The 15948-nt window shown below is 43.4% G+C and carries 14 protein-coding genes; 12 read left to right on the forward strand and 2 right to left on the reverse strand.

The genetic code is table 11. The features are described from left to right. Positions 1 to 25: 25 nt before the first annotated feature. Both X919_RS0104340 and mazG read right to left on the reverse strand, forming a co-directional pair. On the reverse strand, positions 26 to 583 hold the full coding sequence (locus X919_RS0104340; protein ID WP_028899174.1) for a lipocalin-like domain-containing protein: 558 nt from the start codon (positions 581 to 583) through the stop codon (positions 26 to 28). 14 nt (positions 584 to 597) lie between these two features. Further along, positions 598 to 1491 carry a nucleoside triphosphate pyrophosphohydrolase gene (mazG, locus tag X919_RS0104345; RefSeq protein ID WP_028899175.1) on the reverse strand — a complete coding sequence of 298 codons (894 nt, stop codon included), beginning with the start codon at positions 1489 to 1491 and terminating at the stop codon, positions 598 to 600. Between the two features lie 287 nt (positions 1492 to 1778). Here mazG and ftsY point away from each other — a divergent pair, with 287 nt between their 5' ends. From ftsY to X919_RS0104410, 12 genes are all read left to right on the forward strand, one after another. Further along, entirely contained in the window at positions 1779 to 2729 is a 951-nt protein-coding gene (gene ftsY / locus X919_RS0104350; protein ID WP_028899176.1) for a signal recognition particle-docking protein FtsY, read from the forward strand. Between the two features lie 20 nt (positions 2730 to 2749). After that, positions 2750 to 4048 (forward strand): 30S ribosomal protein S12 methylthiotransferase RimO, encoded by a 1299-nt coding sequence (gene rimO / locus X919_RS0104355; protein ID WP_028899177.1) that lies wholly within the window; start codon positions 2750 to 2752, stop codon positions 4046 to 4048. Positions 4049 to 4059: 11 nt separating this feature from the next. Next, on the forward strand, positions 4060 to 4353 hold the full coding sequence (locus X919_RS0104360) for an HU family DNA-binding protein (protein ID WP_028899178.1): 294 nt from the start codon (positions 4060 to 4062) through the stop codon (positions 4351 to 4353). Continuing rightward, a complete protein-coding gene (locus tag X919_RS17195; protein WP_253270081.1) occupies positions 4346 to 5650 on the forward strand; it encodes an HU family DNA-binding protein in 1305 nt (434 codons plus the stop codon). Before X919_RS0104360 ends, X919_RS17195 begins: the two co-directional genes overlap by 8 nt. Before the next feature lie 771 nt (positions 5651 to 6421). After that, positions 6422 to 7711: an ATP-binding protein gene (locus tag X919_RS0104370; protein ID WP_028899180.1), complete on the forward strand. Its 1290-nt coding sequence runs from the start codon at positions 6422 to 6424 to the stop codon at positions 7709 to 7711. Positions 7712 to 8093: 382 nt separating this feature from the next. After that, a complete protein-coding gene (locus X919_RS0104380; RefSeq protein ID WP_028899181.1) occupies positions 8094 to 8426 on the forward strand; it encodes a hypothetical protein in 333 nt (110 codons plus the stop codon). Next, positions 8419 to 8622: a helix-turn-helix domain-containing protein gene (locus X919_RS0104385; RefSeq protein WP_028899182.1), complete on the forward strand. Its 204-nt coding sequence runs from the start codon at positions 8419 to 8421 to the stop codon at positions 8620 to 8622. The genes X919_RS0104380 and X919_RS0104385 overlap by 8 nt, the downstream gene beginning before the upstream one ends. Positions 8623 to 8730: 108 nt before the next feature. Continuing rightward, a complete protein-coding gene (gene dnaG, locus X919_RS0104390) occupies positions 8731 to 11841 on the forward strand; it encodes a DNA primase (protein ID WP_028899183.1) in 3111 nt (1036 codons plus the stop codon). 146 nt (positions 11842 to 11987) lie between these two features. Then, complete coding sequence (locus X919_RS0104395) at positions 11988 to 12947, forward strand: AAA family ATPase (RefSeq protein WP_025791141.1); 960 nt, start codon at positions 11988 to 11990, stop codon at positions 12945 to 12947. 8 nt (positions 12948 to 12955) lie between these two features. Next, the gene (locus X919_RS0104400) at positions 12956 to 15358 is read left to right on the forward strand and encodes a S8 family peptidase (protein WP_028899184.1); all 2403 of its coding nucleotides are present in this window, start codon (positions 12956 to 12958) and stop codon (positions 15356 to 15358) included. Positions 15359 to 15384: 26 nt separating this feature from the next. Next, the gene (locus X919_RS0104405; protein WP_025791139.1) at positions 15385 to 15693 is read left to right on the forward strand and encodes a helix-turn-helix transcriptional regulator; all 309 of its coding nucleotides are present in this window, start codon (positions 15385 to 15387) and stop codon (positions 15691 to 15693) included. Beyond that, positions 15690 to 15815 (forward strand): XRE family transcriptional regulator, encoded by a 126-nt coding sequence (locus tag X919_RS0104410; RefSeq protein WP_108235544.1) that lies wholly within the window; start codon positions 15690 to 15692, stop codon positions 15813 to 15815. Before X919_RS0104405 ends, X919_RS0104410 begins: the two co-directional genes overlap by 4 nt. Positions 15816 to 15948: the final 133 nt, after the last annotated feature.

A 15948-nucleotide genomic window follows, 5' to 3' on the forward strand; every position in this document is an offset into this window, starting at 1 on the left:
AGTGACCATCCTGTTGAATAGAAAGCTATTGCAGGCGATGATAGGCGAAAATGCCCTCCTTATTTTCTAAATACAGAGAATCGGCACCTAAGTTATCAATGGCAAACGTATCTCTGTTGAGTAACAATTGACCATTATAAACTCTCCATTCTGTCCAAGGGTTTTGCTCTGCTTTTACACTACTTTTCACAATGCCGCCTTCAAGTATTTCAAATTGCTTGTCTATACTTATCCATTTACCTTGTAAAGTAGTAAGATTTATTACACGATTTGCATAAGATTCTCCATCAACTTTGTGCCCAATTACAGCTAAGCGATCACCACAGAGCAATCCACCTAATATCACAGCTGAATCTGGCCCTTCTTCTAACAATGTATAATGCAACGTATCTCCCATATCGGTGATAAGTTCAAGATGGTGCATAGAGGTGCCCTCCCCGCATATTCCATAGGTTGTGGTGTCATTTTGAGCCATTTGTGCCATCTCGCTTGTAGATTGATTGTTACGCGCTGTTTTAGGTCTACAACCATTAACAATCACAACAGCCAAAACGGTAACCATAAGGAAAATTATTTTCTTCATATTCAGTCCTCCAATTATTTTTCTTCTTTTCGTTTTGCTTCATTCCAAAGTGCCTCCATCTCTTCCAACGACAGATTGCTCAACGCACGACCTTGCGCTTTAGCTTGTGCTTCAACATAGCTAAAACGGCGGATAAATTTTTGGTTGGTTTGTTCAAGGGCACTATCTGGATTGAGTTGGTAGAGACGTGCTGCATTCACTAAGCTGAAAAGCACATCACCCAATTCTGCTTGTGCATGTTTTGTATCACCCTGCTCAAACTCAGCTTCTAATTCATCCAATTCTTCACGCACCTTTTGCCATACATCGCGTCGATTCTTCCAATCAAATCCCACATTGCGCGCCTTCTCTTGAATGCGTGTGGCCTTAATGAGCGAGGGAAGTGAAGTCGGTACACCCGATAGTATAGTTTCATTACCATGGTGCTCACGTTGTTTGCGCTGCTCCCAGGATGCCTCCACTGCTGATGCTGTCGTAGGGTTGGCATGTGTTGCTGTAACCTCATCAGTCCGATAGACTACCTGTCCAGTGGAATTAATTTCCATTTCAGGATTGACCACACGCCATATCCCTCCTTTATTCCAGTCGATGAAATCGTGGCGATACATTAATTTGTCACTGTGGGCATCACAAACATCGGCAATGTCGAATTGCCCCTGTTCTTCAGCCAACTTTGCATAAAACACAATATGTTCCAACACATCACCCAACTCCTTACATATTTCTCGTACGTCACCCTTCAGTAGCGCATCGCTGAGTTCATAAACCTCTTCAATAGTATAGGGACGTAAACTCTCACATATCTGCTTTCGATCCCATGGACATTCTTTCCGTAATCGTTCTTGTATATCCAATAGACGAGCAAAGGCTTGCAACTTTTCTTCTCGAGAATGATTTTTCGTTTTCATGCGCCAAAGGTAACCAATAATTTTCAGTTAGCCATGCAACACTTGTGCATTTTATACCTTTTACTTAGAAAACGTGGATGCTATTTTCAAGGAGCACTATCATAGTTATTTTTCTATTAAGGGTCATGCTTTCAACAGAAAGAGTGAAGGACACTGAAAGAAAAGAGGATGAAAAGATAAATTGATAAAAATAACCTTGAGCATGCCCACTTTTTTATTATCTTTGCAGACAAAACGACAATAAAAGCGCATTCACTGCACAATATCAATACTTTTTTAAGAACAAAATGGGAATATTCGGACTATTCAACAAAAAGAGCAAGGAAACGCTCGATAAAGGGCTCGAAAAGACTAAGGAGAGCGTATTTGGTAAGTTGACACGCGCCGTGGCAGGAAAATCTAAAATCGATGACGATGTGCTCGATAATTTAGAAGAAGTACTCATCACCAGCGATGTTGGGGTTGAAACAACGCTCAAAATTATTCATCGCATTGAGGAACGTGTAGCCCGCGATAAATATGTCTCAACAATAGAGCTGAACACTATCCTTCGTGAAGAAATTATGGCATTAATGGCTGAAAACAATGCCCTTGATAATGATAATTGGGAATTGCCAGCTAATCACAAGCCTTATGTGATTTTGGTGGTAGGTGTAAATGGGGTGGGTAAAACTACTACCATAGGCAAATTGGCTCATCAATTTAAAAATGCTGGTAAAAAAGTGTATCTTGGAGCAGCTGATACGTTCAGAGCCGCTGCCGTGGAACAAATCTCTATTTGGGGAGAACGTGTAGGTGTTCCTGTCGTAAAGCAACAAATGGGGGCTGATCCTGCCAGTGTAGCATTTGACACATTACAAAGTGCTAAGGCAAATGCAGCAGATGTAGTATTGATTGACACTGCTGGGCGGTTACACAACAAGGTAAACCTCATGAATGAGCTTAAAAAGATAAAAGAGGTTATGAAAAAGGTGACGCCCACCGCTCCAGATGAAGTGATGCTGGTGTTAGATGGTAGTACTGGACAAAATGCTTTCGAACAGGCTAAGCAATTTTCGGCTGTTACACAAATTACCAGCTTGGCTATTACAAAATTAGATGGAACGGCAAAAGGTGGTGTGGTGATAGGTATCAGTGATCAGCTAAAAGTACCAGTAAAATACATTGGTTTGGGTGAGCAGATGGATGACTTACAACTATTCAATCGCCGTGAATTTGTCGACTCACTATGCACTTAATCATGCTGTAAGGATAAATAATGAAGAAAAACCAAATCGATATTGTTACCATGGGTTGCTCAAAAAATCTGGTTGATAGTGAGATTTTAATGCAGCAATTCGAGGCCAATGGCTATCATTGTGTACACGATAGTAAGCATCCTGATGGCGAAATTGCCGTTATCAACACGTGCGGTTTTATTGAGTCGGCCAAAGAAGAGAGTATTCATACCATCTTAGAGTTTGTGCAAGCTAAGACAGAAGGCCGTCTGAATAAACTTTTCGTTATGGGATGTCTTTCTCAACGCTACAAAAACGAATTGGAGAAAGAAATCCCTGAAGTTGATAAGTTTTATGGTAAATTTAATTATAAGCAATTGCTCTATGATTTAGGTAAAGCTGATATTGTCGCTTGCAACGGCAGCCGTCATCTCACCACCCCACGCCATTATGCTTATCTCAAGATTGCAGAAGGTTGCGATCGGCATTGTGCCTATTGCGCTATCCCCATCATTACAGGTAAGCATGTCAGTCGTCAGAAGAGAGACATCTTGCAAGAGGTGAAGGACTTGGTAGCAAAAGGTGTGAAAGAATTTCAAGTGATTGCGCAGGAACTCACTTATTATGGTGTCGATCTTGACGGGCAACGACACATCGCCGACCTGATTCGTGATATAGCAGATATCAAAGGTGTTAAGTGGATACGATTGCATTATGCCTATCCCAATCAATTTCCCTTAGAGCTATTGGACGTCATGCGTGAGAAGCCTAATGTTTGCAATTATTTGGATATTGCACTACAACATATTTCAAATCCCATGCTCAAGGCTATGCAACGCCACGTAACAAAGGAAGAAACCATGACACTTATTAAGCATATACGCAAAAAAGTGCCAGGCATTTACCTACGTACAACACTTATGGTGGGATTTCCTGGCGAAACCGAAGACGAATTTAACGAGTTGGTCGACTTTGTGAAATGGGCTAAGTTTGAACGTATGGGGGCTTTCGCTTATTCAGAAGAAGAAGGAACTTATAGTGCTCAGCATTATCAAGACAATGTTCCAGAAGCTGTAAAACAACGGCGCTTAGATACATTGATGGCCGTGCAACAAGAAATTAGTAGTGAAATCCAGGCTCAAAGCATTGGTAAAATTATGTCTGTAATCATAGACCGAAAGGAAGGCGATTACTATGTAGGCAGAACTCAATACAGTTCGCCAGAGGTTGACCCCGAGGTGCTGATTGCTGCAGAGAAACCCTTGCGCGTAGGTAGTTTCTACAATGTAGAGATTACTGATAGTGAAGCCTTCGATTGGTTTGGACGTGTGGTGAAATAAAATATTTTTCGATGAACAACAAAGAATTTATTGCCGAGCTGGCGCAACGGACAGGCTACACACAAGCTGATACACAAAAATTGGTTAATGCCCTTATCGAAGGTATGGGAAATCGTTTCGGAATAGGAGAAAATATAGTTATGACTGGCTTTGGAACTTTTGAGGTAAAAAAACGTTTGGAGCGGATTATCGTTAGTCCCTCTACGGGACAACGTATGCTCGTTCCACCGAAATTAGTTTTAGGTTTTAAACCGGTAACGACACTAAAAGAACGGTTAAAGAGTGGAGAGGAAGGGAATGACTAATTTGAAAGATATTGCAAAGCATTTGGTCGAAAAGCATGAATTGACGGCCGCCGATGCCGAATATTTTGTAGCACAATTTATCGAAACACTACAAGATAGTGTGTTGTCCGAGAAATTGGTTAAAGTAAAAGGTCTCGGTGCATTCAAACTTACGCCCATCAGTGCACGTGAAAGTATAGATGTAAATACGGGTGACCGCATTGTAATTGAAGGGCGGGACAAGATTACCTTTACACCTGATAATGCAATGAAAGGCTTAGTCAATCGACCATTTTCTCAATTCGACACTGTAGTGCTCAATGCAGGAGTCGCTTTTGACGAAGCGATGGAGGACAATATCTCTGAAATAAAAAATGCTAGCTCTTCTAACCAGGAAAAGAAGGAATGCTCAATCGGCATCGCCAATGAAAAACAGGCAGTAGCTCTTGCAGAAGAAGAGAACAAGAATCAAGCTGTAAATTCTGATGTAACAGAAAAGGAAGACTCTGAGGTTAGAGAAAATATATTTATGGCGGATATGAAAGATAAACCAGAGCCTACACCTTCTTCAACTATCAATGCAGAGGGAAAAAAACTAACAAGGGAAACAGCTGTTCTAACTCCCCAAATAAAGAACGATCCCCCAACTACAGCCTTCAACCAGTCAGAAACGATTGCTCCAATACAAGAATTAGAACAAGAAACCGAAGTTGCACTTGAAACCTCTCATCAGCCAATACAGCGCTGGATAAAATGGACTATGGGCTTTTGTATATGCTCACTAATTGTACTAATGGGGATATGTTTCTATCTCATGGGTGAAATCCATCTTCGCAATCATCGTATAGATAATCTCATGACGCTAATGCAACAAAAACGCTTAAAGAAAGAAAATACGAAAGCAAAAATAACATCAGCCACATCTACAACAATGAATCGACAATTTGCCAAAAATGATTCTTTAATGGAAAGAGCTCAGCAGATTGATAGGCAACAGCACCAAACAAGAAAAATGGCAACCAAGGATGTACAGTACCCTTCGGTAACATCTAAAGTTATTGCTAAGTCAAGTGAATATGAAGCCATGAATCAACGGGACGTCCGCATACGAACAGGCGCCTACAATATCATTGGTATAAAGACGATAGTCAAGGTTGGAGCAGGACAGACTTTACATGCGATTAGTGATGCTTATTTGGGCCCAGGAATGGAATGTTATATAGAAGCATTGAATAGCCACAACCTACCCCTAAAAGCAGGCGATGAGGTTAAGATTCCTCTACTACGTCTGAAAAAGCACGCCAATGCATCGCATTGATTTCATATATATTTCTAAGCATGTCTCACTCTGGACTTTTTATTGATTCGTAGGCCAATGCTTACGACTTCCACCCTTTGTTACTCCGTTTGTAGGTTCAGGGCTGCTTAAATATTCAAGATGGAAGAGTAATTTTTTCATAGTTAATTGTAAGAGTTGACCTCCGTATTAGAAGCAGACGTCCTTAACTCTAAGCAATAAAGTTGTCCGCTATCAAACGGAAGAATAAAAACGGCTGGTAAAACTAAAAAGGGATACATCCCCTGTACCCCTTTTCGTGATTCCGTTGGAATCTTTTGTGATTCGGCTGGAATCATTTTACGAACTCTTGTGCCTTGATGTAATTAAATATGTATCAATGTGTTGAACGGATTTATTAAACATTCACTTTGTATTGAACTTTGCGGTGGTAACACACCGGTAACACATTTGGTACATGACCCAACAAGAATCATTAGCACATATTCTATCGAGGATGTTTTTAACTTGTTCAAAGAGCTACACTACCGTATTTATATATCGGAGTGTTTGAGGAACATGGTGCATCAAGAAGTTAAAAACTTAGCATAACACCTACTCCATCTAAATAACGGAACAAAGATAGTAGTTTTTCTTGAATACAACAACTAATTTCGCAAAAAAATATCAATGGAACAGCACAAAAATAATTATTGTATAACCACAAAAAACATCAATGATAATACACAAAACACATCAATATAGTTGTTGTAACAAATAAATTTATTATCTTTGCAAAAAAGATATACTGATATGGAGTATTATAGTAGAATGGCAGATGGATTACTTGCCGATCATCTTGATTCTGCAGGTGCGGTATTGATAGAAGGTCCGAAGTGGTGTGGAAAAACAACTACTGCCACACAACAGGCTGCAAGCGTCATAAAGTTACAAGATCCTAATATGAGAGAGCGTTATTTCTCTGCCGCATCCATAAGACCATCTTTATTATTGGCAGGTGAAACGCCTCGCTTGATAGATGAATGGCAGGAAATCCCCATTTTGTGGGATTCTGTGCGAACGATGGTGGATGAACGGAATGATGTAGGTCAGTTTATCTTGACAGGTTCTAATTCCATAGATAAAAGTGCTATCAGACATTCGGGGACTGGTCGTATTGCAACAATGGAAATGCTTCCTATGAGCCTGTTCGAGTCCAAGGAATCATCTGGTACAGTTTCATTGAAAAAGTTGTTTGATGATCCTCTTTTAGATGTTGACGGCAAAACATCACCGATGCAGTTGGAAGACTTGATTTTTGCAGCCTGCAGAGGAGGATGGCCAGCTGCATTGAACCGTAAAACGGACAAAGCACGTCTTCAGGTTGCAAAAGACTATATCAATAGCCTTTGCCGAATAGACATTTCAACCATAGATGGTGTTGCACGCAACGAAAAGCTTACTCAGCTTATTCTTCGTACTTACGCCCGCAATGTCTCGACACTGGCAAAGAAGAGCAATATGCTGAAAGATATTAGGGCAAATGTAGAAACCTGTTCAGAAAACACGTTGAATGATTATCTGAACGCATTGACTAAACTCTTCGTCATACAAGATATAGAGGCTTGGAGTCCGGCGGTCAGGTCGGCATCAGCCATACGTCGCGGTGTAAAAAGAGAATTTGTAGATCCGTCTATCGCAGTAGCAGCCTTATCTATGTCTCCAGAAACATTGCTTATGGATTTGAAGACTTTTGGCTTTGTTTTTGAGTGCATGTGCATTCGTGACCTGAAAGCATATTCTCAGGCCTTAGGGGGCTATATCTCCTATTATCATGACCGATATGATTTAGAGGCAGATGCTGTTCTTCATCTGGAGGATGGAAGGTATGCGCTCATAGAATTCAAACTTGGAAGCAGGGAAATCGAGGAAGGAGCAGAACATCTTTTAGAGATTAAGCGTCTCGTCCAGCAATATAATGAAAAAGAAAAGCAGATTCGGCTTCGTGAACCAGACCTGCTGATGGTAATAACTGGAGGTGCTATGGCTTATTCAAGACCTGACGGAGTAAAAATAATACCCATAGGATGTATGAGAGATTAAATATGTGGTAATCCAAAGGATTCATTTAGCATCTTTATCCAACAGACAAAGATAGCAGGGTTCCAAAATTTATAGAGGTATGGCCAATAACGGTCATACCTTTTTTGTGTCGTTTTACATACAAGACACCGTTAGTCTTCAAAAATCCCATTAGAACCTGCCAAGTAGTGTTAAATAGTTGGTTGGTTGGTAAGTTTTGATGTCTTTTCTTTCTTTTTCCAGATTTTTTGATTATATTTTTGCAGCATTAAATCAGAAGAAACAAGTACAAAATGGCTGGAAAAGGATTTAGTGCTATTCTACACGTCCCCAAAACAGGGACCGGAATCTTTCTACTTTTGAATACCGGAGCAATATCGCTTCGGACTAAAATTTCATCAACATGAAAGTAAAAGTAGAAAAGGTAATCCATCCCTCAGCATGGATCAACGGCATCAGTGTCGGAGAGGTAAGAGTGGCCAACATTCCCCCAATGCGTGCGCACGCTGTGTGCAACCTGGCAAGCAGATTCAACCGCCTCTTGGGTGAAGAAAAGGACCGCTTCCTCCATGTTTCTTACAACAGCTACGCCCATCGTATGGCCATCTGTGCCATCAGTATGGATCAGCGAGCCCTTGAACTAAACTCATTTGCAGATAAACATGAATGGACAAAGGAACTGCCCAAAGGATTCTTCGACAAAGAACCATGGGAGGAAGGACAAGAGTATGAGTAATGCCACGGACAACAACCACGGCATAGTAGATACCTCGGACACCGTTTATACCGTGCCCGATGTCGCCCGCATGTTCGGACGCAAGGAATGTACCATACGCAAGCGCATCGAGAAGGGACTTATCCCCGCCCACAAGATGGGACGCTGCTGGTACATCCTGAAGTCGGAACTGGTGGCGGAACTGAGAGATACTTAGCAGAATCCTCTAAATAACAAGTGACTAAGTAGAAGCCCCCAGCCGACCAGCTGTGAAGCCAGTCGGCTGGGGCATTTTTTGTGAACATTGAAATTATTAGAGGATGAGATGATACCCAAGACCATCATAGAAAAGATACTCGATGCGGCACATATAGAAGATGTGGTTGGCGAGTTCCTGCCACTCCAAAAGCGTGGCACCATCTATCGTGCGCTGTGCCCCTTCCACCAGGAGAAGACGCCATCGTTCACCGTTACGCCCAACCGCAGCATGTTCTACTGTTTTGGCTGCCACAAGGGAGGCAACGTGATCACCTTCCTGATGGAGCATGAGAACATGACCTACCCGGAAGCCGTCAGGTGGCTGGGTAGGAAGTACGGCATCGAGGTGGAGGAAAGAGAGGAAACCATCGACGAGAAGCAGCAACGGTTGAAACGCGAGTCGCTGCTGATTGTCAATACTGCCGTGCATAAGCATTACCGTGAGGTATTCCTGCGCTACAAGCCTGCCCAAGATTATGCCTACCGCCGCTGGGGGCAGAAGTATTGCGACGAGATAGAAATCGGTTTTGCGCCCATCGACGGCAAAGCCCTCGCCCATCTACCTCTGCAAAAGGAGTTTCTTCAGGAGTTGGGACTTATTAACCCACAAGGCTACGACTTCTTCCAGAACCGCATCGTCATCCCTATCAAGGACCGCTACCAACACATCATCGGCTTCACGGCAAGGGTGATGGACGACAGTCAGCCCAAATACCTCAACAGCAAGGAATCCCTTCTATACAGCAAGCGCAGCACCGTCTTCGGGTTGGACGTGGCATGGCGGGCAGCGGGCAAGACCGGGCAGATGTACCTCGTGGAGGGCGCACCCGACTGTATGCGTCTGCACGCCATCGGGGTGCAGAACGCCGTGGCCGACCTCGGCTCGGCGTGGACTGTGGAGCAGTTTCAGCTCATCAAGAGGGCTGCCAACAAGGTGTGCTTCATTCCCGACAACGACCCACTCAAGGGTGGAGCCGACTATGGCACGGGCATCGAGGCGGTGATGAAGGCTGGTAAACTCGCCACCGAACAGCACCTTACGGTGTCGGTCAAGGAGATAACTACCACGGAGGAAGGCAAGAAAGAAGATCCCGACACCTATTTCAAGAATCAAACCCTCTTCAAGGCCGTCGAGGAAGAGGACTTCATCCTGTGGCTGGCCGCCAAACTCTTTGAAACGAGCGGCAACACCGAGCAAAAAAGCGATGCCGTGAAGCGGATAGCCCATCTGCTCTCCTTTATCGACGACGATACCAAGCTCACCATGTTCATCGATGCCCTCACGAAGTACCACCGGGGCAAGCTCTTCTGGCAGAAAGCCATCGAGAACGAGCGGACGAGGCGCGACAGTCCGAAGGAGGACGATATCGACCTGAACCGCCAGTACGGATTCTGGATAGACCGCGGCAAATACTTCTCCACCACCGAGAAGGGCGGCGTACTCGAATGGAGCAACTTTACCCTTACGCCGCTCTTCCACATCAAAGACCCGCTCATGGCCAAACGCCTCTACCTGCTCACCAACGAACTGGGCGTCAAGGAGATTGTGGAGATGGAGCAGGAAGACCTTATCTCACTGCAAAAGTTCCGTCAGAAGCTCGAATCGCTCGGCAACTTCATCTGGAAGGCCAGTGAGAAGGAACTCATCAAACTGAAGAGTTTCCTCTACGAAAAGACCGAGACGGCTGCGCAAATCAAGCAGTTGGGCTGGAACAAGAAGGGCTTCTTTGCCTTTGGCAACGGTATCTTTGACGGTCGGCAGTTCCACGAGGTCAATGAGTACGGCATCGTCCACCTGGGCGAGAAGGGCAATTTCTATCTTCCCGCCCTCTCTCGGATTTATAAGGAGAACACCGACTACTTCCGCTTCGAGCGGCAATTCGTGCATTTCAACTTCTCCATGATCAGCCTCCGGGACTTCACCCGTCAACTCTTCCTCGTCTTCGGCGACAACGGCAAGATCGGCTTCTGCTTCTATCTCGCCACGCTCTTCCGCGACATCATCACCCTCACCACACGTTCCTTCCCCATCCTCGACCTCTTCGGTCCGAAGGGTTCCGGCAAGAGCGAACTGGGCCACACGCTCATGTCGTTCTTCGTGATCGACAACATACCGCCCAACATACAGAACTCCACCATTCCCGCCCTCAACGACACCGTGGCTGCCGCTGCCAATGCCCTGGTGCATATCGACGAATACAAGAACGGCATCGACACCGCCAAGATAGAGTTTATCAAGGGGCTTTGGGACGGCACGGGTCGCACGCGCATGAACATGGCCACCGACAAGAAGAAGGAAACCACCGCCGTGGATGCGGGCGTGATTATCTCCGGGCAGGAGATGCCCACGGCCGACATCGCCCTCTTCAGCCGACTCATCTTCCTCTTGTTTCCCAAATCGAACTTCACGGCAAGCGAGAAGGCGAACTATCAGCAATTGCTGCAAATCCGCTCCAAGGGACTGAGCCATCTCACCCTCCAGCTGCTTGCCCACCGCGACAAGTTCGGCCAGTGCTTCTACGACCAGTACCGGCAGACGCTTGACGACGTGAACAGTCGCCTCACGAGCCACACCATCATCGACCGAATTGTTCAGAACTGGGTGATTCCCCTCACGTCCTTTCGCTGTTTGGAAGGGAAGTTAGACACCACTTTATCCTACAAAGAACTGCTGGAGATCACTGTCGAGGGTATCGTCCATCAGAACATGGAGTGCAAGACCAACGACGAGTTGGGCAGCTTCTGGCGCATGGTGCAGTTTCTCAACAGCGAGGGCGAGATCAACGAGGATGCCGACTTCAAGATCAAGGCCGTGAGCCGCTTCCGTTCCACCCTCGTCAGCGAGACCGTCTGGACCGAGCCGCGCAAGATACTCTACCTACAGAAGACCCGTATCTTCATGCTCTACAAGCTCAATGCCCACCGCAACGGCGAGACCTCCCTGCCCGAGGAGTCGCTGCGCTACTATCTTGAAAACAGCAAAGAATATCTGGGCGAGCAGCGCATGACTTACCACGTCATTAAAAAAGGCAATCAAGTCCTCGACTTTGAGCACCGCGATGCCAAGGGGCAGCCCACCAAAATGTCCGTGCAGCAGCGTTCCTACTGCTTCGACTACGAAAAGCTCGTCGAGGCGTTTGATATCAATTTGGAGATGTCTCGTAATGAAGAAATTTGAATATCGTGATTGTCTCACAAAAATATTCATTTATTATGTTATAACATGAATAATTTAGGTGTATGGTAATGTTTTAACAATGAAAGCTTGTCGTTACACAAATAAAACACTAAATTTGCAAAGCGAATTATTGTGTGTTAGTAATTATGATTAATTCTGACCAAGTATTATCCCTGATACGGAATCATTTGAATAATGATGATGCCCAGTTCAGGAAGGTGGCTTTACAGATATCAGCTGTAGAAGCCAAGAATGGTCATGTTATTTTAGCACGTACCATTCAAGATTTACTCGGTAAATCCAAGACTTCATTTAGTCCACTTCATATTTCTCCGAAGCATAAAGATGTAGAAGATCTTTTATTGCAAATTGAAAGTGATGAAGACTTGAAAAGTCTCATTACATCAGATGAGAACATTGAGAAAATCAACAGAATCATCAAGGAATATTTGAAACGAGACAATCTTCATAAGTATGGACTTGACAATAGACGAAAACTGTTGTTATATGGTGAATCCGGAACAGGTAAAACTATGACAGCTAATGTTCTGTCTAGGGAACTAAATCTTCCTTTCTTTGTAGTACGTACAGAAAAGGTTGTTACGAAGTTCATGGGAGAAACCGGGTTGAAACTAAGTAATATCTTTGATTTTATCTCCGAAGTACCAGCTGTATATCTTTTTGATGAATTTGATGCAATTGGAGCTCAAAGAGGAATGGACAACGAAGTTGGTGAGCAACGTCGTATTTTAAACACATTCTTACAGCTCTTAGAAAGAGATTCTTCTGAAAGTTTTATTATCGCAGCAACAAACAGCATCGAATCAATAGATAAGGCTATGTTCCGCAGATTCGATGATGTGATAGAATATACTTTACCAGATTCAAAACAACGTCTAAAGCTTTTAAAAGAATATTTATATACGGCAAAGGATCTTGATTTTTCAATGGTCGAGCCTTTGTTTGACGGAATGAGTCATGCAGAGATTAAAATGGTCTGTGCTGACATATTCAAAGAATCCCTTTTAAACGATACACCTATCAACATTAATCTTGTAAAAACCGTTCTTGATATGCGTAGCATTTTGGTACGCAATATCGGGTAATATTTTTTATGCACAAAAAACATTTCTTCTTAGGTAATCAAATAGCTGAGAATAAAGGATTTACACCCCAACCGCAAGGAGGTGGCTCTCCAGCAGAATTTCCACAATACGATAATAGAAGAGCTCATGCAGATGCATTAAAACAGCAATATGCTAATGCATTTGCAAATGCAATTAATGAGCAAGAGCCACTTCTTCAGTATGGGCAGCATACGGCTGATGGTGCCTATCTGGATTTTACCGTACCACAAAACATGATACCTTCATCTCTTGACACCCAAAGAGGCGCTCGAATAATGAAGATCCATAAAAAGGATTCAGAGGATGATAATGTTGATGTAACAGTTTTTGTTTCGAACAAACATAAAGATTGGTTTGATAAGAAGGCTGATAAATATGCTACAGCAGAGACAGAAAAGAAAAAACCATGCAATGAATCTCTTATCGCTCCAATACAAGGTATTTCATCAGCAAAAATAGAATCCCTATTTGAGTCAAAAGACGAATATGAAGCCTTAGGACCTGCAGAGGAAATGGGATTCGAATTGTGGATTTGTAAGACAGATGATTATAACATCAATGATATTCAGATCGTTTTAGATGACCTGAGTATAAAATGTCAAATAGAACAACGGCTGCAATTTGCGGATGTTGATGTTTTTCTAATTACAACAAACAAGACCGTTCTTGCACAATTGCCATACCACATGGCAAACATATCTGAAATCCGCCGTTATAAGCAGCCATCTATTTTAACAGAATCTTCAGAGGTCAGTCGAGAATGGACAGACATACTTGCAAACGAGTTACAGTTTGAAGAATCTGATGTTCACATAGGTATTTTAGATAGCGGTGTAAATAATGCGCATCCATTAATAGCTCAAGCACTCCCAGACAGTCGTATGTCCACTGCTATCAATGTTCAAGATAACCTAGATCACATAGATCATGGAACAGGAATGGCAGGCTTGGTTCTCATGGGAGATTTGACAAAATTGGCATACGATAGAGGAAATTTACCAGTTGTCCAGCATAATTTAGCTTCTGTGAAGATTGTAGATGCAAATTACTCCACAGCCCCTTCATTTTATGGCGCTGTTATTGAAGATGCTATATCTCAAAGTCAAGACATGGGAGCTGATATTGATTGTATGGCGGTAACAGATTCAATTTCTGATGATGGAAAACCAACATCTAGTTCAGCTGCTCTTGATGAAAGTATTTATCATAGTGGAGAATGTGATCGCCTAGTATTGGTTTCTGCTGGTAATATATATCAAGATGATGTAGACGCCACCAATTATATTAAATCATGTAAGGCAAATGCTATAAATAGTCCTGCTCAGGCATGGAATGCTCTAACGGTTGGCGCATATACAGAACTTTCTATACCTGCAGATAAGACTGCTAAAGGAATAGCGTCCCCTAAAGGAGTGTCCCCATATTCATGTACTTCGTTTAGTTGGCATGAAGAAAGAGTTAAACCAGAAATTGTAATGGAGGGTGGAAATCTGGCATATAGTCCATCTATGGGTTTATATCCTGACGAGGATCTGTGCCTTATCACAACCAGCAATGATTTACGTTCCCCTCTTGAGACGTTTAATGCTACAAGTGCTGCAACAGCTCTTGCTGCGCGTCTTGCAGCAAAGATAAAGGTAGAGAATCCTAATTTAAGTATGCTGTCAATCAGAGCGTTGATGGTACATTCAGCTCGTTGGACAGATGAAATGAAAAGTATTGATGACGGAAGACCTCAAGATATAATACCACTCTGTGGATATGGCGTCCCAGATGAAGATATAGCAGCATATAGCAGTGAAAAATATGCAACTTATGTATTTGAAAATGAATTAAAGCCATACAAGTCCGGGGGGACGAATACATACAATGAAATGCATTTCTATGCTTTGCCATGGCCTGTAGACGTACTAGAAGCAATGCACGATGAAGTTGTAACTTTACGTATAACTCTGTCATACTATGTCGAGCCGGCACCAGGAAAATCCGGAAAGAACAATAAATACCGCTACCCATCAGCCACTTTGCGTTTTGATGTAAAAACTCCAATTGAGAACGATTCAGAATTCTTGGCTCGCCACAATAAACTCGAAGGTGAAAAAACAAGTGACAATAATTCGACACGATGGAATATCGGACAGCAGCGTCGAGAAAGAGGTACCGTCCAGTCAGACTGGTTCTCATGTACGGCACAAGAGTTAGCAAGCTGTGGGCAAATTGTTGTGTTCCCAGGTCCTGGTTGGTGGAAAGAGCGTAAGCTTGAAAATGTCGATAATAAGATAAAGTATTCACTTGTGGTATCAATTCAGACGGAGAAAACTGAAATTTACCAAGCTGTAGAGACCGCTATTGCAAACAGAATAGCAATTCCAATTTCGAATCATTATTAAAAAGTATGAGGTTGCTTGATGGCCACATGAACCAAATCATCAACAAACTGGAAGCGCACGAGAGCAAGACTCCCTCACGCTGGCGCGAGGCGGCTGAATACCGCCAGGCCAACAAGTCGTGGCTCCGCCACTCGCAGCGTATTGCGATGCTTATGCTCGACAAGATGGACGAACTCCATCTTACCCAGACAGAACTTGCCCGGCGCATGGGCTGCTCGCAGCAGTACGTGTCGAAGATACTTCGTGGCAAGGAAAACCTTTCCATCGAGACACTATGTAAGATAGAGGATGCCCTCTCACTCCATTTGCTCCCCAGCGAGGTAGAAGCCGTATGATGAAGCTATACTCACATGAAGATATGCTCGACCAGGTGTTGGGCAGCAAAGGCACTCCTGCCCGTAATGCTTATGAGCAGAAAATCAACTACCTCTTGAAAGATAAAAGAGATACGCATTAAGAAAAGATACCAAAGGTTTGTATAGATAGGATTTATACTGTATCTTTGCACCGCTAGAACCCACCAAGCCTCTCAACGATGCTCAAATGAGTTTGCAAATGAGGGCAATGGAAAGTGCACTTTCACATTGCCG

Source organism: Prevotella sp. HJM029 (genome assembly GCF_000599605.1).
GTDB lineage: Bacteria > Bacteroidota > Bacteroidia > Bacteroidales > Bacteroidaceae > Prevotella.